The sequence below is a fragment of the uncultured Stenotrophomonas sp. genome (assembly GCF_945952405.1).
Lineage (GTDB): Bacteria > Pseudomonadota > Gammaproteobacteria > Xanthomonadales > Xanthomonadaceae > Stenotrophomonas.
Genome location: NZ_CAMFIA010000001.1, coordinates 363,172 through 383,348 on the forward strand (window position 1 = coordinate 363,172; position 20,177 = coordinate 383,348).

15 protein-coding genes are annotated in these 20,177 nt (G+C 68.6%); 7 read left to right on the forward strand and 8 right to left on the reverse strand.

Going from position 1 to position 20,177, the window contains the following annotated elements:
- Positions 1-102: 102 nt before the first annotated feature.
- Positions 103-1,230 carry a metallophosphoesterase gene (locus Q0P60_RS01740; RefSeq protein WP_294987604.1) on the reverse strand — a complete coding sequence of 376 codons (1,128 nt, stop codon included), beginning with the start codon at positions 1,228-1,230 and terminating at the stop codon, positions 103-105.
- 73 nt (positions 1,231-1,303) lie between these two features.
- Positions 1,304-1,753, reverse strand: a complete 450-nt coding sequence (locus Q0P60_RS01745; RefSeq protein WP_294987606.1) for a helix-turn-helix domain-containing protein — start codon at positions 1,751-1,753, stop codon at positions 1,304-1,306.
- A gap of 77 nt (positions 1,754-1,830) precedes the next feature.
- Between Q0P60_RS01745 and Q0P60_RS01750 the strand changes: the two genes are divergently transcribed.
- Positions 1,831-3,051: an MFS transporter gene (locus Q0P60_RS01750; RefSeq protein ID WP_294987608.1), complete on the forward strand. Its 1,221-nt coding sequence runs from the start codon at positions 1,831-1,833 to the stop codon at positions 3,049-3,051.
- Between the two features lie 105 nt (positions 3,052-3,156).
- Here the strand turns inward: Q0P60_RS01750 and Q0P60_RS01755 are convergent, their stop codons facing one another.
- Positions 3,157-4,572 (reverse strand): GGDEF domain-containing protein, encoded by a 1,416-nt coding sequence (locus Q0P60_RS01755; RefSeq protein WP_294987610.1) that lies wholly within the window; start codon positions 4,570-4,572, stop codon positions 3,157-3,159.
- A 286-nt stretch (positions 4,573-4,858) separates the two neighbouring features.
- Here Q0P60_RS01755 and Q0P60_RS01760 point away from each other — a divergent pair, with 286 nt between their 5' ends.
- Together Q0P60_RS01760 and Q0P60_RS01765 are read left to right on the forward strand one after the other, a co-directional pair.
- A complete protein-coding gene (locus Q0P60_RS01760; RefSeq protein WP_294987612.1) occupies positions 4,859-7,108 on the forward strand; it encodes a TonB-dependent siderophore receptor in 2,250 nt (749 codons plus the stop codon).
- A gap of 170 nt (positions 7,109-7,278) precedes the next feature.
- Positions 7,279-8,259 (forward strand): cation diffusion facilitator family transporter, encoded by a 981-nt coding sequence (locus Q0P60_RS01765; protein WP_294987614.1) that lies wholly within the window; start codon positions 7,279-7,281, stop codon positions 8,257-8,259.
- Between the two features lie 27 nt (positions 8,260-8,286).
- Here the strand turns inward: Q0P60_RS01765 and nfi are convergent, their stop codons facing one another.
- Positions 8,287-8,961, reverse strand: coding sequence for a deoxyribonuclease V (nfi, locus tag Q0P60_RS01770; RefSeq protein WP_294987615.1), 675 nt, complete (start codon positions 8,959-8,961; stop codon positions 8,287-8,289).
- 94 nt (positions 8,962-9,055) lie between these two features.
- Between nfi and gpmA the strand changes: the two genes are divergently transcribed.
- Positions 9,056-9,805 (forward strand): 2,3-diphosphoglycerate-dependent phosphoglycerate mutase, encoded by a 750-nt coding sequence (gene gpmA / locus Q0P60_RS01775; protein WP_294987617.1) that lies wholly within the window; start codon positions 9,056-9,058, stop codon positions 9,803-9,805.
- Positions 9,806-9,961: 156 nt separating this feature from the next.
- Positions 9,962-12,055, forward strand: a complete 2,094-nt coding sequence (locus tag Q0P60_RS01780) for a M13 family metallopeptidase (protein ID WP_294987619.1) — start codon at positions 9,962-9,964, stop codon at positions 12,053-12,055.
- 142 nt (positions 12,056-12,197) lie between these two features.
- Here Q0P60_RS01780 and Q0P60_RS01785 read toward each other — a convergent pair whose 3' ends face one another.
- The 4 genes from Q0P60_RS01785 to rlmJ form a co-directional block, all read right to left on the reverse strand.
- Positions 12,198-12,818 carry an HD domain-containing phosphohydrolase gene (locus Q0P60_RS01785; RefSeq protein WP_294987621.1) on the reverse strand — a complete coding sequence of 207 codons (621 nt, stop codon included), beginning with the start codon at positions 12,816-12,818 and terminating at the stop codon, positions 12,198-12,200.
- A gap of 44 nt (positions 12,819-12,862) precedes the next feature.
- Positions 12,863-16,327 carry a transcription-repair coupling factor gene (gene mfd / locus Q0P60_RS01790; RefSeq protein ID WP_294987623.1) on the reverse strand — a complete coding sequence of 1,155 codons (3,465 nt, stop codon included), beginning with the start codon at positions 16,325-16,327 and terminating at the stop codon, positions 12,863-12,865.
- Positions 16,328-16,443: 116 nt separating this feature from the next.
- Positions 16,444-16,989, reverse strand: coding sequence for a GNAT family N-acetyltransferase (locus tag Q0P60_RS01795; RefSeq protein ID WP_004150340.1), 546 nt, complete (start codon positions 16,987-16,989; stop codon positions 16,444-16,446).
- A gap of 95 nt (positions 16,990-17,084) precedes the next feature.
- Positions 17,085-17,942 (reverse strand): 23S rRNA (adenine(2030)-N(6))-methyltransferase RlmJ, encoded by an 858-nt coding sequence (gene rlmJ, locus Q0P60_RS01800; protein ID WP_294987626.1) that lies wholly within the window; start codon positions 17,940-17,942, stop codon positions 17,085-17,087.
- A 35-nt stretch (positions 17,943-17,977) separates the two neighbouring features.
- Here rlmJ and creB point away from each other — a divergent pair, with 35 nt between their 5' ends.
- Both creB and creC read left to right on the forward strand, forming a co-directional pair.
- The gene (gene creB / locus Q0P60_RS01805) at positions 17,978-18,703 is read left to right on the forward strand and encodes a two-component system response regulator CreB (protein ID WP_294987628.1); all 726 of its coding nucleotides are present in this window, start codon (positions 17,978-17,980) and stop codon (positions 18,701-18,703) included.
- A 3-nt stretch (positions 18,704-18,706) separates the two neighbouring features.
- Positions 18,707-20,167 carry a two-component system sensor histidine kinase CreC gene (gene creC / locus Q0P60_RS01810; RefSeq protein ID WP_294987630.1) on the forward strand — a complete coding sequence of 487 codons (1,461 nt, stop codon included), beginning with the start codon at positions 18,707-18,709 and terminating at the stop codon, positions 20,165-20,167.
- Positions 20,168-20,177: the final 10 nt, after the last annotated feature.

Consider the following 20,177-nt stretch of genomic DNA (forward strand, 5'->3'; position numbering starts at 1 on the left):
CGGATGGAGTGGGAGGGGCCTCTCGGCTGCCGAGGGTAGCGGCAAACCGGGTGAAGGTGGAGCGCGGCGGCGTGGCCGGTCGCGGTCGCGCTGTCCGTTCATTCAGTCCTGCAGGCCGGGCTCGCCCTGCGCCAGCGGCACCCGCGAACCATCCAGCAGGCCGCGGCTGAGCGCGCCGTTCTCGATGAACAACAGCTCGCCGTTCTCACCGTTCTTGATGCTGCTGTCGATCGCGATCACGCGCTCGCCATGGAAGCTGCTGACATGCGGCATCGAGGTGTGGCCGACCACGATGCGCTTGAGCTGCAGGCGGTCCAGCACCGACTGCACGCCGGCGCTGTCGAGGCGACCGTCGAAGTAGCCGCGGTACCAGATCGGGCTGGTCTTGCCGTCATACAGCGGTGCGGTGGCCGGGTCGGCCTTCACTTCGGCCTTGGGCAGGCCCAGCGAAGCCTGGTAGGCCGCATTGGTGCGTACCGGGTCCAGCGCCAGCTCCACCGCCTCGGGCGAGATGCCGCCATGCAGGAACAGGGTGTCGCCGATCTTCAGCAGCACCGGCCGGGTGCGCAGCCACTGCCCGATCACCGAATCGGGACCATACAGCTGCGGGTAGCTGCGGCCGAGCAGCTGGGCGCTGCGCAGGTACTTCGGATTGACGTAGCGCAGGTCGTCGTACAGCACCATGGTTTCGTGGTTGCCGAGCACGAAATGCACCGCGCCACCGGCGGCGGCCGCCTGCTGCTGCAGGCCGTACAGCAGCCAGAACGCTTCGGTCACCTGCGGGCCGCGATCGAACACGTCGCCGGCGACGACCAGGGTGTCCCGGCCCAGTGCCCAGCGGTCCTGTGCATCGATGATCTGGTGGGCGCGCAGCAGGCGTACCAGCAGCCCGTACTGTCCGTGGATGTCGGACAGCGCAACGATGCGCGGCACGGCCGGCAGTACCGCCACCGAAGGTGCAGCCGCGGCGCCGACATGCACGGTGTGCGGGTAGCCGCAGCGGGGGGCGATGTCAGTACCACCCGCATGGGCGGCGAACGTGCGCGATTCGACCTTGTCGGCGCAGATCCATCGGGCCTGCAGCTGGCCGCCCTGGCGGAACACGTACGGGCCATCGGCGTCCACATGGGCGGCCGGAGCAGCGACCTCGCGGGCCTGTGCGGCGCCTGCGGCGCAGGCCAGCAGCGGCAGCAGCAGGGCGGTCAGCAGGGAACGGCGATAGCGCGACATCGGCAGCATCCAGCAGCGGAAACCTCCGATGCTAACCGGCGCGGCCGCGTCCCGGTGTGCGCGAACGGGCGGGTCAGGCGCTGCGCGCGTCCTCCCCGAGCTTGCGCACACGGGTCGCGGCGGCCGGCAGCGGTTGGCCGTCGCGCCCGCGCGGCTGCATGTAGGGCAGTGGTCGCCGCGTGGCTGATTCGATCAGCTGCGAATGGGCTTCGCCGGCCGCGAAGCGGTGGCGTTCGCCCCATTGGCGCAACGCGACCAGCAGCGGAAACAGTTCCAGGCCGGCACGGGTGAGCACGTACTCCTGGTAGGCCGAGCCATCGGAGGCGGGTTGCAGCTGCAGGATGCCGGCGTCGAGCAGCCGGCGCAGTCGATCGCTGAGGATGTTGCGCGCAGCGCCGAGGCTGCGCTGGAAGTCACCGAAGCGGGTGATGCCGTCGAACGCATCGCGGATGACCAGCAGGGCCCAGCGATCGCCGAGCAGGTCGGCGCTGCGGGCAACGGGGCAGGGGCTGTCAGCGTGCATGGTGGCGTTCTCCAGTGTGGTTGCAGTTTAAAACCAATGTCGTTACCCTGCATCCAGTTTCAAAGTGCAACTACATAATGAGCGCCGTACCCATTCCCCGTTCGCTGCGGGTCCTGCTCGCCGGCGCCGCCGGCGCCAGCGTCGCCAATGTCTATTACGCGCAGCCGCTGCTGGACCAGCTTGCCCAGGCGTTCGCACTGGACCGGGCGGCGGCCGGTGCGGTGTTGGCGGCCACCCAGGCCGGCAGCGTGCTGGCCCTGCTGGGGCTGTTGCCGCTGGCCGACCGGGGAGACCGGCGACGCCTGCTGCGGCTGCAGTTGCTGGTCCTGATGCTGGCCCTGCTGTGGCTGGCGGCGGCACGCAGCGCCCCCTGGCTGCTGTCGGGCATGCTGCTGGCCGGCCTGCTGGGAACCGCACTGACCCAGGGCCTGATCGCGTACACGGCGACGCTGGCGCCGCCCGAGCAGCGCGGCCGCGTGGTGGGCGCCGTGCAGGGCGGGGTGTTCATCGGGCTGCTGTCGGCGCGCGTGGTGTCAGGCGCGGTGGCGGCGACCTTCGGCTGGCGTGCGGTCTATCTGCTGTCCGCGCTGCTGATGGCGGCGTTGGCAGCGCTGCTGTGGCGGCGCCTGCCCGCGGTGCCGGTACCGGCAGTGCCGCCGCGCTGGCGCGAACTGCTGGGGTCGATGTGGGGCATGCTGCGCGGAAACCGGACGTTGCGCGAGCGCGGGCCATTGGCGCTGCTGCTGTTTGCCGGCCTCAATGTGTTCTGGGCGGCGGTACCGCTGCCGTTGTCGGCGCCGCCGATGGGCTGGTCAACCGCGGCCATCGGTGCGCTGGGGATGGCCGGTGTGGTCGGCGCAGTGCTGGCGGCGCGGGTCGGGCTCTGGATGGACCGTGGCTTCGCCAACCGGGTCAGCCTCGCGGCGCTGCTGTTGATGCTGGTCGCCTGGGCGCCGCTGCTGGGGCTGCCGCACTCGCTGGCGTTGCTGCTGCTCGGGGTGGTGGTACTCGACCTCGGCGGGCAGGCACTGCATGTGTCGAACCAGGCCCTGCTGCTGGGTGCGCCGGCCGAGCAGCACGGACGGCTGGTGGCGCTGTACATGCTGTTCTACGCGGTGGGCAGTGGCGCTGGCGCGGCAGCGGGGCCCTGGATGCAGGCGCGCCACGGCTGGCCTGCGGTCTGCCTGCTCGGCGCCGGCATCGCGTTGCTGGCCGTGCTGTGGTGGGCAGCGTGGCGAAGGGCGGCGCTGACAGCGACCGCCCGCGGATGCGCCGGCGGCAGCGCCGGCTGTCGGTAGAGTCGAACCCTGGTCGGTAGAGTCGCCCCGCGCTCGGTAGAGTCGACTGTCAGTCGACTGCTTTCCTGCACGATGCGGAAAAGCACCCGCCCGGTTCCCACAGCGTTACCTCTGCAGGGCACGTCGCCCGGGAGCGTCCTGCAGCGCGTCGCTGGCCACCACCACGCGGTTGCGTCCACTGCGCTTGGCCTCGTACATCGCGGCGTCGGCACGTGCCATCAGCCGCTCATAGTCCGGGTGGCCGTCATGGCCGGCCACGCCGATGCTGGCGGTCAGCCCCAGCACCTGTCCGTTGGCCAGTGCCACCGGCGATTGCGCGATCTGCCGGCGCAGGCTTTCGGCGATCACTTCAGCCTGTGATTCGCTGGCTGCCACCAGCACCACCACGAACTCTTCGCCGCCATAGCGGAACAGATAATCGCTGCCACGGGTGAGCTGGCCGAGCAGGCCGGCCACATGCTGCAGCGCGCGGTCGCCGGCATCGTGGCCGTGACCGTCGTTGATCGCCTTGAAATGATCCAGGTCGAGCAGCAGCAGCGAGAACGGCGTGCGGTTGCGCGTGGCCAGCTCGATCTCCCGGCGCAGCACGGTGGGCAGGAAGCGGCGGTTGAGCAGGTTGGTCAGGGCGTCGCTGCCGGCATCCAGTTCGCCGATGCGCTCGAACAGCAGCGTCATCAGGGTGCGGATGCTGGCCAGGTCTTCGCGGATCGAAGGCAGCGCGGCCAGGCGCTGTGCCGGTGCGTCGGCGGTGGCGCGCTGCAGGCAGCCGTCGATGCGCGCCATCAGCTGGCCGACCTGCTGGGTCTCGCTGCTCTCGCCGAAGCTGGGAATGCCCTTGTGGGTGAACCACAGGCCGAACTCCGAGGTGGCAAGGCTGGCACTGTCGCTGCCCTGCACGTGGCCGGCCAGCGCGTAGAGCAGGGCGTTTTCCCAGTCCAGCAGCAGCGCGCGCTGGCGCTCGCGTTCGGTGCTGACGTTCTGCACCAGCGAGAACAGCCGGTAGGCCGCATCGGCACGGGTGGAGCGCTCGCGCGCGTGGGTGTAGGCCAGGGTCATGCCTTCCATGGCGATGTCCATGATGGCGCTGAGGCAGTCGATCGCGGCGAACGCGGTCGCACTGTCCGGCGCATCGTCGCGCAGGCGCATGAACAGTTCGTGCTTGAGCACGCGCGCGCCACGGGTCACCAGGTCCACGGGAATGCCGACCCGCGCATGCACGTCGCCGATCACCCGCTGCGAGGCGACGGTGGTGGCGATGCCATCGGCGCCGGTGGTCAGCAGCTGCACCAGCCAGCGTTGCATGGCCGGTTGCAGGCGTTGCTTGACCTGCTCGTGGGACAGGAAGCGACGTGCGCGTCCATCCTGCAGCAGCACTTCATAGAAGCGCTGGGCCAGCGCCGGAGGGGCATCGGCGGCGGCGGCGTGCAGCAGCGCGGTGGCGGCGGAGCCGGCCTGTTGCAGGCACTGCTGCCAGGCTTCGGCCAGCGGCTGGCTGGCATCGTCCAGTTGGGGTGTTTCCACGTCGATCTCTGACTGCGTGCGGCAAACCACGGGTATCGGCCGCGGCGGCGCGCGATTGATGGCGGGTGAGCCGGCCAGTTTAAGCGCGATGCAGGGTTGCACGGTGCGCAAAGCACATCGTCGCCGCTGCGGCAATGAGTGAACGCATTTGAGAATCACTCGCATTGATGGGAGAATGCGCGCACGGATCGGGCTGCAGACGCCTGCGGCAACGCTCCGCCTCCCCCTCGTCGCTGCCTCAAGCCCTTTGCCAGAGGCCCCGTTGCCCTGCCAGAAGGTCCAGATCATGTCCCCTGCCGTTGTCCTTTCGCCGCGCCCGCTGGCGCTCGCCGTTGCCGCCCTGCTGGCGGGCAGCGCCCTGACCGCCCAGGCTGAGACCGACGCCACCGATATCGACACGGTGCATGTCACCGCCTCGCAGATCGCGCGTCAGGCCCTGGGCACCTCGACCATCACCGCCGAGGACATCGCCAGGCGCCCGCCGGCCAACGACATCGCCGAGCTGCTGCGGACCATGCCCGGCGTCAACCTGACCGGCAACAGCGCCTCGGGCCAGTACGGCAACAATCGCCAGATCGACCTGCGTGGCATGGGGCCGGAGAACACCCTGATCCTGGTCGATGGCAAGCGCATCGGCGCGCGCGACGCGGTGCGCATGGGCCGCAGCGGTGAGCGCAATACCCGTGGCGACACCAACTGGGTGCCGGCCGAGATGATCGAGCGCATCGAAGTCCTGCGCGGTCCGGCCGCGGCCCGTTATGGCTCCGGTGCCTCCGGCGGTGTGGTCAACATCATCACCAAGCGCCCGACCGGTGATCTGGCCGGTGCGGTGGACCTGTACGGCCTGGTGCCGGAGCACAGCGCCGAAGGTGGCAGTGAGCGCGTTGGCCTGCAGCTGAGTGGCCCGATGACCGATACGCTGTCGTTCCGCCTGTACGGCAACCTCAACAAGACCGACGCCGACTCACTGGATCTCAACCGCCAGTACGTCAGCACTCCGAACGCGGTGCCGCCGGCGGGCCGTGAGGGCGTCAAGAACCGCGATGTCAACGCGCTGCTGCGCTGGGACGTGACCGCCAGCCAGGTGGTCGAGTTCGAAGCCGGCACCAGCCGCCAGGGCAACATCTATGCTGGCGACCGTGCGGTCAGCACCACCGGCACTTCGACCGGTATCGACCTGGCCGAACTGGCCGACGGGCATGCGGAGACCAACCGCATGTACCGCAATACCGGCGCGATCACCCATCGCGGCCGTTGGGGCGATGTCACCTCGCGGGTGACCGCAGCGGTGGAGGCGGTCAACAATTCTCGCATCAACGAAGGCCTGGCCGGCGGCCCGGAGGGCAGCTTCAATGGCACCGACTGGTCGACCTCGCGCCTGCGCAACTACCAGCTGGATGGCGAAGTGAGCTTCCCGACCACGCTGGGTGGTGCCGAGAACATCTGGACGCTGGGCTTCGAGTACCTGGACAGCCGCCTGACCGATCCCTATTCGATGAGCCAGTCCAGCAGCAGTGGCGGCGGCCTGCCGGGCCTCTCGGCCGAGCGTGCGCGCGGCAAGGCCGATGCGCAGACCACGGCGGTGTTCGTCGAGGACAACATCTATCTGGGCGAGCGCTGGATCATTACCCCCGGCGTGCGTTTCGACCACCACAGCCAGTTCGGCAACAACACCAGCCCCAGCCTCAATGCGCAGTTCCGGATCAACGGTGACTGGGTGGTGAAGGGCGGCATCGCCCGCGCATTCAAGGCGCCGAACCTGTATCAGTCCAACCCGGACTACCTGTACTACACCCGTGGCAATGGATGCCCGAATGCGCTGCCGAGCCTGGGTGCCGGCTGCTACATGCGCGGCAATGCGGACCTGAAGGCCGAAACCAGCCTGAACAAGGAGCTGGGCATCGAGTGGGCACCGCAGAGTGGTTGGCAGGCGTCGTTGACGTACTTCCACAACGATTACAAGGACAAGATCCAGGCCGGCTACAACCAGATCGGCCTGACCGCCGACGGCCGCGGCCGCATCTTCCGCTGGGAGAACGCACCGAAGGCGATCGTGCAGGGGCTTGAAGGCAACCTGGTGGTTCCGCTGCTGGGCGAGCAGGGCAACCGCCTGAAGTGGAGCAACAACTTCACCTACATGGTGGAGAACGAGAACAAGAGCACCGGCCAGCCGCTGTCGGTGATTCCCAAGTACACGATCAACACGATGCTGGACTGGCAGGCCACCGACAAGCTGTCGCTGCTGCTCACCGGTACCTTCTATGGCAAGCAGAAGCCGGCCACCACCAACATCAACAACGATCCGCGCTGCACCGGCAGCTGTGATCCGTCGCTGGCGCTGCAGGACCGTGGTGCGTACAACATCTGGGGCGTGAGCGCGCGCTACAGGGTGACCGAGACGGTCAGCTTCGGCTTCGGCGTCAACAACCTGGCCGACAAGCGCCTGTTCCGCGAAGCCAACAGCAGCGATGCCGGCGCGGCGACCTACAACGAACCGGGCCGTGCGTACTGGGCCAGCCTGCGCTTCGGATTCTGATCGCAGGCGGGTGTTGCGCTGCCACTTGCGGGCATGGCCTGGCGCTACCGTGCAGCGCCGGCCATGCCCGGTGCTGCTGAGGCCAGTTCGGCCTGCAATGTTATAAACACCGTGATAGTTTCCCCACGGCCACCGGCGTAGCCTGCGTCCATCGCAAAGGAGCTGTTGCCATGGGCCACGACCACGATCACCTGCCATCCGAGATCCGCCACGAGAAGCCGCTGTGGTGGGCGCTCGGCCTGACCTCCACCTTCCTCGTCGTCGAAGTGGTGGGCGCGTTCTGGACCAACAGCCTGGCGCTGCTGTCCGATGCCGCGCACATGGCCACCGACGCGCTGGCGCTGATGATCGCGCTGGTTGCGGTGCGGCTGAGCCGGCGCCCGCCGGATGCCCGCCGTACCTACGGCTATGCACGGCTGGAAGCACTGGGCGCGATGATCAACGGCGCCATGCTGTTCGTGGTGGCGGCCTACATCCTGTGGGAGGCGGTCGGTCGCTTCCGCCAGCCACAGGAGATCGCGTCCACCGGCATGCTGGTGATCGCCGCGACCGGCCTGGTCATCAACCTGATCTCGATGCGCCTGCTGCAGGCCGGCAGCGGCGAGAGCCTCAACGTGAAGGGCGCCTACCTGGAAGTGTGGGCCGACATGCTCGGCTCGGTGGCCGTGATTGCGGGTGCGTTGCTGATCCAGTGGACCGGCTGGAAGCCGATCGACCCGATCCTGGCGGTCCTGATCGGGCTGTGGGTGCTGCCGCGCACCTACGTGTTGATGCGCGAGGCGATCAACGTGCTGCTGGAAGGCGTGCCCAAGGGCATGGACGTGGCCAAGGTACGCGACAGCCTGTCCGGCCATGCCGCGGTGCTGGACGTGCATGACCTGCATGTGTGGGCGCTGGCCTCCAGCACTCCGGCGCTGACCGCGCACATCGTGATGCGGGATGGCACCGATGCCGATGCGCTGCGCCGCGAACTGGGTGGCCGCCTGCATGATGACTTCGGCATCGAGCACGTGACCCTGCAGATCGAGGCGGACCATTGCGGCGAGGCCTGCGGTGAACCCGCGCCGGCCAAGGGCGGTGAGCACGAGGGCCATGAAGGCCACGACCACGGCGAGGATGCCCAGGGCCATCGCGGCCACGTGCATCGTTGATCGGGAGGCGCGCCGACGCCGGAGCCGTTATCCGTCCCGGCGCGATGCCAGCCGATCCGCCAACCGGGTCGGCTCCGGCAAGCGGTATCCGCGCAGCGTGCGCAGCACCCAGTCCCGCGCGGTATCGGCGCTGACCCGATGGCCACCGGCCACGAACAGCGGCTTGCAGCGCAGCTTGCTGCGCAGCACCCAGCCCAGCTGCTCATTGCCGTCCAGCAGCGGCGTACATGCGCCGGCATCGGCGCCTGGTTCAACGAACCGGCCCACCAGTCTCGACTTGGCGACACCGATGCTCGGCAGGTCGGTGACCACGCCCAGGTGCGCAGCCACGCCCAGCCGGCGTGGATGGCTGATGCCATGGCCGTCGACGAACACCAGGTCCGGCGTGCGCGGCAGCCGCGCCAGTGCCGCCAGCAGTGCCGGCAGCTCGCGGAAGCTGAGCAGGCCGGGGATGTAGGGCATCACCGTGGGAATGCGCGCGACCTCCTGTGCCAGCGGCTGCAAGGTCCTGGCATCCAGCAGCACCGCCGCCGCGCGGGTGGTGGCGCCGTTGTCCTCGAAGCCGACATCCAGCCCGGCCAGCCAGCGCACGCTGCGCGGCAGCCGGTCCTGGCGCTCCACGCGGGCGGCCAGCGCGAGCTGCTGCCCGCGAGCCGCGGCGACGCTGCCTTCCCAGCGCCCGGGGTCGATCACCGTGTTCATTGGCCACAGCATCGCATGCGCGGCGGCACGGCCCGGTGAGCGGCGCCCGGGGCTACAATGGCGGCCTGCCTTTCCTCGCGTTGGAGACCCTGCAGTGACCCGTAAACTCGTACTGTTGCGCCATGGCCAGAGCCAGTGGAACCTGGACAACCGCTTCACCGGCTGGGTCGATGTCGACCTGACCGAGCAGGGGCGCCGGGAAGCGGCCACCGCCGGTCGGCTGATGCGCGAGGAAGGCCTGCAGTTCGATGTCGCCCACACCTCCGTGCTCAAGCGCGCCATCCACACCCTGCAGGGCGCACTGGCCGAGCTGGGGCAGGACTGGCTGCCGGTGAGCAAGTCGTGGCGCCTCAACGAGCGCCACTACGGTGGCCTGCAGGGCCTGGACAAGGCCGAGACTGCCGCCAAGCACGGCGAGGAGCAGGTCAAGGTGTGGCGCCGTTCGTACGACATCCCGCCGCCGCCGATGGAGCTGGAAGATCCGGGCCATCCGATCCATGACCGTCGCTACGCCGGGCTGGACCGCAACGCGCTGCCGGGTACCGAATCGCTGGCCACCACCCTGGACCGCGTGCTGCCGTACTGGCACGACGCCATCGCGCCGCAGCTGAAGGACGGCAAGACCGTGCTGGTCACCGCCCACGGCAACTCGCTGCGCGCGCTGTACAAGTACCTCAACAACGTCTCGCGCGAGGAAATCCTCGAGCTGAACATCCCGACCGGCATCCCGCTGCTGTTCGAGTTGAACGACGACCTCACCGTGAAGTCGTTCCGCTACCTGGGTGATCCGGAAGCGGCGCGCAAGGCGGCCGAAGCCGTGGCCAACCAGGGCAAAGCGCGGTAGATACCCACCGTTGGTGGGTATTCCTCTGCTGGGTGTGTGCGGACCAACGGTCTGCACCCACCCGGTTTCGACCATGAACGTTTCCCCTGTGACCTTTGGCGGTCCCGGTCGCGGGCCGGCCCGGCTACCCTGTGGAATTACCCGCAGGAGCGCCTCATGAACTTCCGCAACCTGGCCCCGCTGGGCCTGACCCTTGCCATTGCCGCCTCGCTGGCCGCCTGTGGCAAGAATGAAACCGCGCCGGCTGCCAGTGCCGACGCCAAGCCGGCCTTCGATCTGTCGCAGATCAAGACGCCGCTGATCTCGCTCAACAGCGCCGATCTGGACCCGTCGATCTCGGCCTGTACCGACCTCAATGGCTTCGTCAACAGCAAGTGGCTGAAGGCCAACCCGGTGCCGGGCGACCAGACCACCTGGGGCAGCTTCGAGATCCTGCGCGAGCGCTCGCTGGAAGTGCAGCACGCACTGGTGCAGCAGGCCGCCGCCAGCCAGGCCAAGGCCGGCTCGGTGGAGGCCAAGATCGGTGACATCTGGAAGACCGGCAACGACGAAGCGAAGATCGAAGCCGCCGGCCTGGCACCGCTGCAGCCGCAGCTGGACAAGATCACCGCACTGAACGACACCGCCGCCATCACCCAGTACCTGCGCGACAGCCAGGCCGAGGGCAAGGGCGTGCTGTTCTCGCTGTTCGCCAACGCCGACTACAAGGATTCGGGCAACGTCATCGCCTACGTCGGCCAGGGCGGCCTCGGCCTGCCGGAGAAGGGCTACTACTTCGACGATGCACAGGCCAAGATCCGCGACGCCTACGTGGCCTACATCGCGCAGGTGCTGACCCTGTCCGGCGTGGACGCCGCACAGGCCGCCGAACAGGCCAAGGCGGTGATGGCCTTCGAAACCCGCCTGGCCAAGGCCTCGATGTCGCGCATCGAAATGCGTGACCCGGCCAAGCGCTACAACCCGCTCAGCGCGGCCGACGCCGACAAGCTGACCCCGAACTTCAGCTGGACCGCGCTGTTCGACACCCTGAAGGTGCCGGCCGCGCAGAAGTTCTCGCTGGCCCAGCCGGGCTTCTTCGGTGAAATGGACAAGATGCTGGCCGACGTGCCGGCCAGCACCTGGCAGGCCTACCTGCGCTTCCACACCATCGACGACGCCTCGCCGTACCTGAGCAGCCAGTTCGAGAAGGCCAACTTCGAGTTCTATGGCAGCACCCTGCGTGGCCAGAAGGAAATGCAGCCGCGCTGGAAGCGCGTGCTGGAGTCGGTCAACGGCGGCATGGGTGAAGCCCTGGGCCAGCTGTACGTCGACGCCGTGTTCCCGGCCGAGTCCAAGGTGGCCATGCAGCACCTGGTGGAAAACCTGTCGCAGGCCCTGAAGGCACGCCTGGAGCAGCTGCCGTGGATGGGCGAAGAAACCAGGAAGAAGGCGCTGGAGAAGTGGGCCAGCTTCACCCCGAAGATCGGCTACCCCGACAAGTGGCGTGACTGGGCGGGCCTGCAGACCAACGGCGACAGCTACCTGGGCAACATGCAGGCGGCACGTGCGTTCAACTACCGCTACATGCTGGACAAGATCGGCAAGCCGGTGGACAAGACCGAGTGGGGCATGACCCCGCAGACCGTCAATGCCTACTACAACGCCACCAAGAACGAGATCGTGTTCCCGGCGGCGATCCTGCAGGCACCGTTCTTCGACGCCAAGGCCGATCCGGCACTGAACTACGGCGGCATCGGCGCGGTCATCGGCCACGAGATGATGCACGGCTACGATGACTCGGGCAGCCAGTTCGCCGCCAACGGCAACTTCGACAACTGGTGGACCGACGCCGACCGCAAGGCCTTCACCCAGCGTACCGACCAGCTGGTCGCGCAGTTCGACGGCTATGAATCGGTGCCGGGCGTGTTCGTGAAGGGCAAGCTGACCCTGGGCGAGAACATCGGTGACCTGGGCGGCCTGACCGTGGCTTACGATGCGCTGCAGATGGCGCTGAAGGAAGACCCGAAGGCGAATGTCGAAGTCGATGGCCACAGCCAGGACCAGCGCTTCTTCATGAACTGGGCCACCGTGTGGCGCCGCAACTTCACCGATGGTGAGCTGCGCGTCCGCCTGAACACCGACCCGCACGCGCCGGCCAACTTCCGTGCCAACGGTGCGCCGTCGAACATGCCGTCGTTCGCGGCGGCCTTCCAGTGCAAGGCCGGCGACGCGATGGTGCGTGCCGACGACAAGCGCGTGGTGATCTGGTAATCGATCGCCGCTGATGCGTGATGCAGAAGGCCCGGCGAATGCCGGGCCTTTTGCTTGGCGGGTTGGCGCTGGCGCCATCCGCCGAATGCAAACCGGTGATGCAAACCGGTAGGGTCGACCGTTGCTCGACCATCAACCGGCGCTACATGGCCAGCGCCGGCTCCTGCGCCAGCAGGCGATGGAAGCGCTGCAGCACGTAAGGATCGACCAGCCCGCCAGACTGCTCGTCGATGATGCGCAGGGCCGCCTCGCGTTCCATCGCGGCGCGATAGGGACGCACGCTGGTCATCGCGTCGTAGGCATCGGCAATGGTGACGATGCGTGCGCCCAGCGGAATGTCTTCGCCGTGCAGGCCATCGGGATAACCACTGCCGTCGAACGCTTCGTGATGGGCGCGGATCAAGCGTGCCACCGGTGCGGCATCGCTGCGGCCGGTAGCCAGGAAAATGTGCTCACCGCGTGCGGGATGCTCGCGCATGATTGCGCGATCCTGGTCGGTATGCCGACGCGGGCTGAGCAGCACATCGTCGGGGATGCCGATCTTGCCGATGTCGTGGAAGCGCGCGGCCAGGCCGATCTGCGCGCAGGCATCGTCGTCGAGGTCGCAGTGCGCGGCCAGGCGCTGCGCAAGCAGGCCGACGCGGTCGCAGTGGTAGCGGGTATAGGCATCGCGCATCTGCAGCGACATCGAGAGGACATCGATCAGGCAGGCCTGCGCGTGCAGCAGGTCGGGGGCGGGTACGGCGTCTGGAAACATGGTCATCCGCCCGCACCGGGTGGGGACCGGTGCGGGGTGTGCGGGGGCGATCAACCCGGGGCGAGGGTGGTCAGAAGGGCGCGGGCCGCATTGAAGCGGTCTTCCGGCAACGGCAGAGGGTGCTTGATGCGCAGCTTGTCCGGTCCTTCCATGGCGTACAGGTTGGGTTGCTTCTGGATCAGCTGGATCACCGCCATCGGGTCGATGTTCGGCTTGGACTCGAACGCGATGCGGCCACCGTTCTCGCCCAGGTCCAGCTTGCGGATCCCCAGCGTGTTGGCCTTCAGCTTCAGCTCGGCGATGGCGAACAGATGCTTGGCCGGATCCGGCAGCAGGCCGAAGCGATCGATCATCTCCACCTGCAGTTCGCGCAGCGCGTCGCTGTCGCGTGCGCTGGAAATGCGCTTGTACAGGGTCAGGCGGGTGTGCACGTCGGGCAGGTAGTCTTCCGGAATCAGCGCCGGCACATGCAGCTCGACTTCGGCGCCGCGGATTTCCTCGCCGGCGTCCAGGTCGGGCAACTTGCCCTGCTTGATGCTGCGTACCGCGCGCTCGAGCAGTTCGGTGTACAGGCTGAAGCCGACCTCGGCCATCTGCCCGCTCTGGTCTTCGCCCAGCAGTTCACCGGCACCGCGGATCTCCAGATCGTGGGTGGCCAGGGTGAAGCCGGCGCCCAGCTCGTCCATCGAGGCGATCGCCTCCAGGCGCTTTTCCGCATCCGGCGTGATCGAGCGGCGGTCGGGGGCGACCAGGTAGGCGTAGGCACGGTGGTGCGAGCGGCCGACACGGCCACGCAGCTGGTGCAGCTGGGCCAGGCCGAAGCGGTCGGCGCGGTTGATGATGATGGTGTTGGCGTTGGGGATGTCGATGCCCGATTCGATGATCGTGGTCGACAGCAGCACGTTGAAGCGCTGCTTCTGGAAGTCCAGCATCACCTTTTCCAGCTCGCGTTCCGGCATCTGCCCGTGGGCGATGCCGATGCGTGCTTCGGGCACCAGCTCGGACAGCTCGCGCTGCATGCGGCCGATGCTCTCCACGTCGTTGTGCAGGAAGTACAGCTGGCCACCGCGCGCGAGCTCGCGCTGGAAGGCTTCGCGCAGCAGGGCGTTGTCCCACTGGGTGATGAAGGTCTGCACCGCCAGCCGGTTCGGCGGCGGCGTGGCGATGATCGACAGGTCGCGCAGGCCGGCCATGGCCATGTTGAGCGTGCGCGGGATCGGCGTGGCAGTCAGGGTCAGCAGGTGCACGTTGGCGCGCAGCGCCTTCAGTGCTTCCTTCTGACGCACGCCGAAGCGCTGCTCCTCGTCGACGATGACCATGCCCAGATCCTTGAACTTCACGTCCGGCTGCAGCAGGCGGTGAGTACCGACGATGACGTCGATGGTGCCGGCGGCAACCTTCTCCAGTTCGGCCTTGATCTCCTTGCTGGTCTTGAAGCGCGACAGCACCTCGACCTTCAGCGGGTAATCGGCGAAGCGGTCGCGGAAGTTGCGGTAGTGCTGCTCGGCCAGCAGCGTGGTCGGCACCAGCACCGCCACCTGCTTGCCGGCACTGGCCGCGGCGAAGGCGGCGCGCACGGCCACTTCCGTCTTGCCGAAGCCGACGTCGCCGCAGACCACGCGGTCCATCGGCTGGCTGCTGGCCAGGTCGCGCAGGGTGGCGTCGATCGCGGCCAGCTGGTCGGGGGTTTCCTCGAACGGAAAACCGGCCGCGAACGGCTCGTACATCGCGCGGTCCACCTGCAGCGCCAGGCCGGCACGCGCCTGGCGGCGGGCCTGGATCTCCAGCAGCTCGGCGGCCACGTCGCGCACCTTCTCGGCCGCCTTGCGCTTGGCCTTGCTCCACTGCTCGCCACCCAGCGAATGCAGCGGCGCGGTTTCAGCCGAGGCACCGGAGTAGCGGCTGATCAGGTGCAGCTGGGCGACCGGGACATACAGTCGGTCGCCCTTGGCATATTCGATCTCGAGGAATTCGCCGGGCATGCCGCCGACATCCATCGCGATCAGCCCACGGTATCGGCCGACGCCGTGGTCCTCGTGCACGATCGGCGCGCCCTCGGTCAGTTCGCCGAGGTCGCGGATGATCGCTTCCGGCTCGCGACCGGCACGGCGCGTGCGGCGGGCGTTGCCGGCGCGCTCGGGGAACAGCTGGCGCTCGGTCAGCACCGCGATGCGCGGCTCATCCAGCGCGAAGCCATCCTCCAGCGGCGCCACCGCGATGGCAAAGCGCACATCGCTGGCGAGGAAGGAGGGCAGGTCGGCTACCACCGGCGGCTTCAGCTCAGCCGCCTGCAGCACTTCCAGCAGGGCCTCGCGGCGGCCAGGCGAATCGGCGGCGATCAGCACCCGGCCCGGATAGTGGCCGAGGAAGGATTTCAGGGCATCGCCGGCCGGCGCTTCACGTGCGGCCACCGGCAACGGCGGCAGCGGCTGGTCGCCCAGCGCGTGCGCATCGGCGATGCGTGCATGGTCGGCGGCCCACACCTCGATGCGCGCGGTATCGTTCAGGCGTTCGCGCAGCAGTTCCGGCGACAGGTACAGCGCCGACGGCGGCAGCAGCGGCCGTTCCACGTCATGGCGGCGCTGTTCGTAGCGTTCGCCGGTCTGCGTCCAGAACGCCTCGGCGGCTTCGCCGGCACCGGCACAGACCACCGGCAGGCTGCCGTTGGGCAGGTAATCGAACAGGGTCGCGGTGCGCTCGAAGAACAGTGGCAGGTAATACTCGACGCCGGCCGGGGCCAGCCCGGACTTCAGGTCCTGGTACAGCGAACTGCGCCGGGTATCGACGTCGAAGCGCTCGCGCAGCGTGGCCAGCACGCGGGCGATGCTGGCCTCGTCCATCGGCACTTCGCGGCCCGGCAGCATGTGCACCGCCTCGACCTTGTCCAGCGAGCGCTGGCTTTCCGGGTCGAAGGCGCGGATCGAATCGATGTCCTCATCCAGCAGCTCAACCCGCAGCGGCTCGTCGGCGCCCATCGGGAACACGTCGAGCAGGCCGCCGCGCACGGCGAAATCACCCGGGTCCATCACCTGCGGCACGTTGCGGTAGCCGGCGCTTTCCAGGCGGCGCTTCTCGGCCTCCAGGTCCAGGCGCTGGCCGACCTTCAGGTCGAAGCTGCCACCGATCACGTAGCTGCGCGGGGCCAACTGCTGGAGCAGGGTCTGCACCGGCACGATCACCAGGCCGCGCTTCAGCGTGGGCAGGCGGTGCAGGGCGGACAGGCGCTGCGAGATGATGTCCGGATGCGGGCTGAAGCGGTCGTAGGGCAGGGTCTCCCAGTCTGGGAAGGCGACCACCGGCAGGGCCGGGTCGCCGCCGAGCAGGGTCTGCAGGTCGGCTTCGAGCTGGTTGGCGCCGTGGTTGTCACGGGTGATCACCAGCAGCGGCGCATCCTGCGCGCGGGCGGCCTGGGCCAGATACCAGGCCAGGGCGGTCGGCGATGCGGGGGCGCGCCACCAGGCGCGGAGCTGGCCGGCACGCGGCAGCGGCGGGGCGGGGTATGGAGTACGCGACATGGACCGCGGATTTTAGCAGAAGCCCGATTGAAGCCCGGTGCACCGCGCCGGCCGGCGGCCGGCAGCCTGATGCGCCGTTGCGGTAGCGGAAGGCCGGCCAGTGGCCGGCGCTACCTTCAGTTGTCCAGTTCCAGCACCATCCGCACCAGGCCTTCGGCGCCGGTGGGGTGCGGGACCGGCTTGAAGCCCAGCGAGGCGGCCAGCTGCTTCATCGGCTCGTTCTCGGCGGCGACATCGCCGTACAGGCGGTCCAGGTACTTGCCGCGGCCCCACTTCACCAGCTTGCGCATCAGCTGGCGGCCAAGGCCCTGGCCGATCAGGAAGCGGCTGATCAGGATCGCGTACTCGGCTTCACGGGTACCGGGGATGATCGAGGCGCGAGCGACCGCGCCGACCACGGCCTCGCCGGCGGGGAGGGATTCGGCCGCGACCAGGGTGATCTCGGTCTTCGGATTCGGATGGGTCAGGCGCTGGGTGGTTTCCGGCGAAAGCTCGGTCACCGCCTGCAGGAAACGATCACGGATTTCTTCCGGCCCGAACAGGCTGAACGCCGCTTGCAGCGGTGCGCCATCTTCCGGGCGGATGGGGCGGATCAGCAGCTCGTGGCCGCTGGGAGCCTTGAAGATCTCATGCCAGGGCGGCATGCGGTTGCGAGTGGCCATACCGGGTGATTCCTTGGTGGTCCATCGATTGTGGCATCACCGGGGCTGCATTCCGTGAACGAAAGGCTCACGGCGATACAGCCTCGTGAAGGCCGCTATTCGGGGGCTTTCAGCCAATCCAGGCGGGTGCTGGCACCGGCTTCGCCCAGGTGCTGGCGCAGCGCCGGCAGGGCCGGGCCGACCACCCGGTCGAACTGCCAGGGTGGGTTGAGCAGCAGCATGCCGCTGCCGTTGAGGCGCAGCGGCGAGTCGTCCGGGCGTACCAGGAACTCGATCGTCATCGCCGATTTCACTGGCAGCGCGGTGGCCTTGCGCAGGAAATGCAGGATGGTGCGGCGCTGCTTGATCGGGAACCAGACCGCGCAGGTCGCCTGCGGCCAGCGCGCCAGGGTCTCGGCCAGCGCGGCCAGGACGTTCTGGTACTCGGCGTCCTGGGCCTCGTACGGTGGGTCGATCAGCACCAGGCCACGGCCGATCTTGCTGCCGTTGAACTTTGGCGGCAGCAGCGAGCGCAGCAGCGCATAACCATCGCCCGGATGCACGCCTACGCGGCTGTCATGCGCGAACAAGGCCTTCAGCGTGGCCGTTTCGGCTTCCTGCAGCTCGCAGACGGCCATGCGGTCCTGCGCGCGCATCGCCTGCGCGCTCAGCAGCGGCGAGCCCGGGTAGGTGGTCATCGCGCCCACCGGGTTGTCGGCCTGCACTGCCTTCAGGTAGCGCTCGACCACCTCCGGCAGCTTGGGCTGGGCCATCAGCCGCATGATCCCGGATTCGGCCTCCAGGGTCTTGCGGCTCTCTTCGCTGGCCAGCAGGTAGCGGCCGGCACCGCCGTGGGTGTCGAGCACGAAGAACGGGCTGTCCTTGCGCTTGAAGCTGTCGATCAGGGCCAGCTGCACGATGTGCTTGAGCACATCGGCGTGGTTGCCGGCATGGAAGGCGTGGCGATAGTTCATGGGCGGCAGTGTACGGGGCGGCGGCCGCAGCGGCTATGCTGCGCGCCATGACAGCGCCCGTTGCCCATGTCCTGGTGGTCGAGGACGAAGCCGCCATTGCCGAAACCGTACTCTATGCGCTGCGCAGCGAAGGCTACGCGGCCAGCCACTGCCTGCTGGGCGGCGAGGCGCTGCAGCGCCTGCAGGCCGGGGATATCGACGTGGTGGTGCTGGACGTGGGCCTGCCCGACCTGGGCGGCTTCGAGGTCTGCCGGCGGTTGCGGGCGCAGCCCGGCCCGACGGCGCAGCTGCCGGTCATCTTCCTGACCGCCCGCAACGACGAGGTGGATCGCGTGCTCGGCCTGGAGCTGGGCGCCGACGATTACATGACCAAGCCGTTCTCGCCGCGCGAGCTGGTGGCCCGGGTGCGTGCGCGCCTGCGCCGCGCGCTGCCGGCGGTGACGGTGCCCGGCGCGGACGCGGGCTGGCGCGAGCACGGTGCCTTCGCCATCGACCGTGACGGCCGCCGCATCCGCTTCCGCGGCCAGATGCTGGACCTGACCCGCTACGAGTACGCCCTGCTGGAAGCACTGCTGCAGCGCCCGGGCGCGATCCTCAGCCGAGCCCAGCTGATGGACCGTGGCTGGGACAGCAGCGCCGACAGTGCCGACCGTACCGTCGACACCCATGTAAAGACCCTGCGCGCCAAGCTGCGTGCGGCCGGTGCCAGCGACGACCCGATCCGTACCCACCGTGGCCTCGGCTACGCGCTGGAGGTCTAGCCGATGCGCCTGGTGCTGAAGCTGTTCCTCGGCTTCTTCCTGATCACCGGCATCGCGGCCTTCTTCGTGATGCGGGTGTTCGTCAACGAAGTGAAGCCCGGCGTGCGCCAGGCGATGGAGTCGACCCTGGTCGATGCCGCCAATGTGCTGGCCGAGATGGCCGCCGCCGACGTCAAGGCCGGCACCATCGGCAGCGGCGGTTTCACCCGCAACCTGGCCAAGGCGCGCCAGCGCGACCTGAAGGCGATGGTGTGGCGCTTCCCGAAGCGTTCGCTGGACTACCGGGTGACCATCACCGATGCCAAGGGCATCGTCATCTACGATTCGCTGGGCCGCGACCTGGGGCGCGACAACTCGCGCTGGAACGACGTCTACCGGACCCTGCGCGGGCAGTACGGCGCACGCTCCAGCCCGGAGATACCGGGTGAGGAAGGCGACACGGTGATGCACGTGGCCGCACCGGTGTACGACCCGGCCGATGGTCGCACCCTGATCGGCGTGCTCAGCCTGGCCCAGCCCAACCGCAGCATCGATCCGTTCATCGCGGCCAGCCAGCGCGCCATCATCGAGCGCGGCGCCTGGCTGATCGGGCTGTCGGCGCTGGTCGGCGTGCTGGTGACGATGTGGCTGACCACCGGCCTTGGCCAGCTCAGCCGCTATGCACGCGCGGTCACCGCCGGTGAGCCGGTGCCGCCGCCGCGGCGCCGCCGCGACGAGATCGGCGATCTCGGCCAGGCGCTGGAAACCATGCGCCGCAAGCTGGAAGGCAAGGCCTACGTCGAGCGGTACGTGCAGTCGCTGACGCATGAGATGAAGAGCCCGCTGGCCGCCATCCGCGGTGCCGCCGAGCTGCTGCAGGAACCGTTGCCCGAGGCCGACCGCGTGCATTTCGCGCGCAGCATCGTCGACCAGCAGGAACGGCTGACCGAGACCATCGACAAGCTGCTGGCGCTGGCCGAAGTGGAACAGCACGGCTGGCTGCAGACCCGCGACCCGATCGCGCTGCCGGTGCTGCTGGCCGATGCCGCGGCGGCCGCACAGGTGCGTGCACAGGCGGCCGGCGTGCAGGTCCGCATCGGCCCGGTACCGGACCTGGCGGTGCAGGGCGATGCCTACCTGTTGCGGCAGGCGCTGCACAACCTGATCGACAATGCGATCGCCTTCTCGCCCGCCGCTGCGGAGATCGCGCTGCAGGCCGAGGTCGACGGGCAGGGCGTGTGCCTGCAGGTCGCCGATCGCGGTGCGGGTATCCCGGACTACGCCCGCGAGCGGGTATTCGAACGCTTCTATTCCCTGGCCCGGCCGGGCAGCGGGCGGCGCAGCTCCGGGTTGGGCCTGCCGTTCGTGCAGGAAGTAGCGCGCCTGCATGATGGCCGGGCCAGTGTCGAAGCGCGCGACGGAGGCGGCACCGTGGCCCGTCTGTGGCTGCCGCTGGGCACGCCGGGCCAGCGCCCGCGGCGCTGACTTCACACTC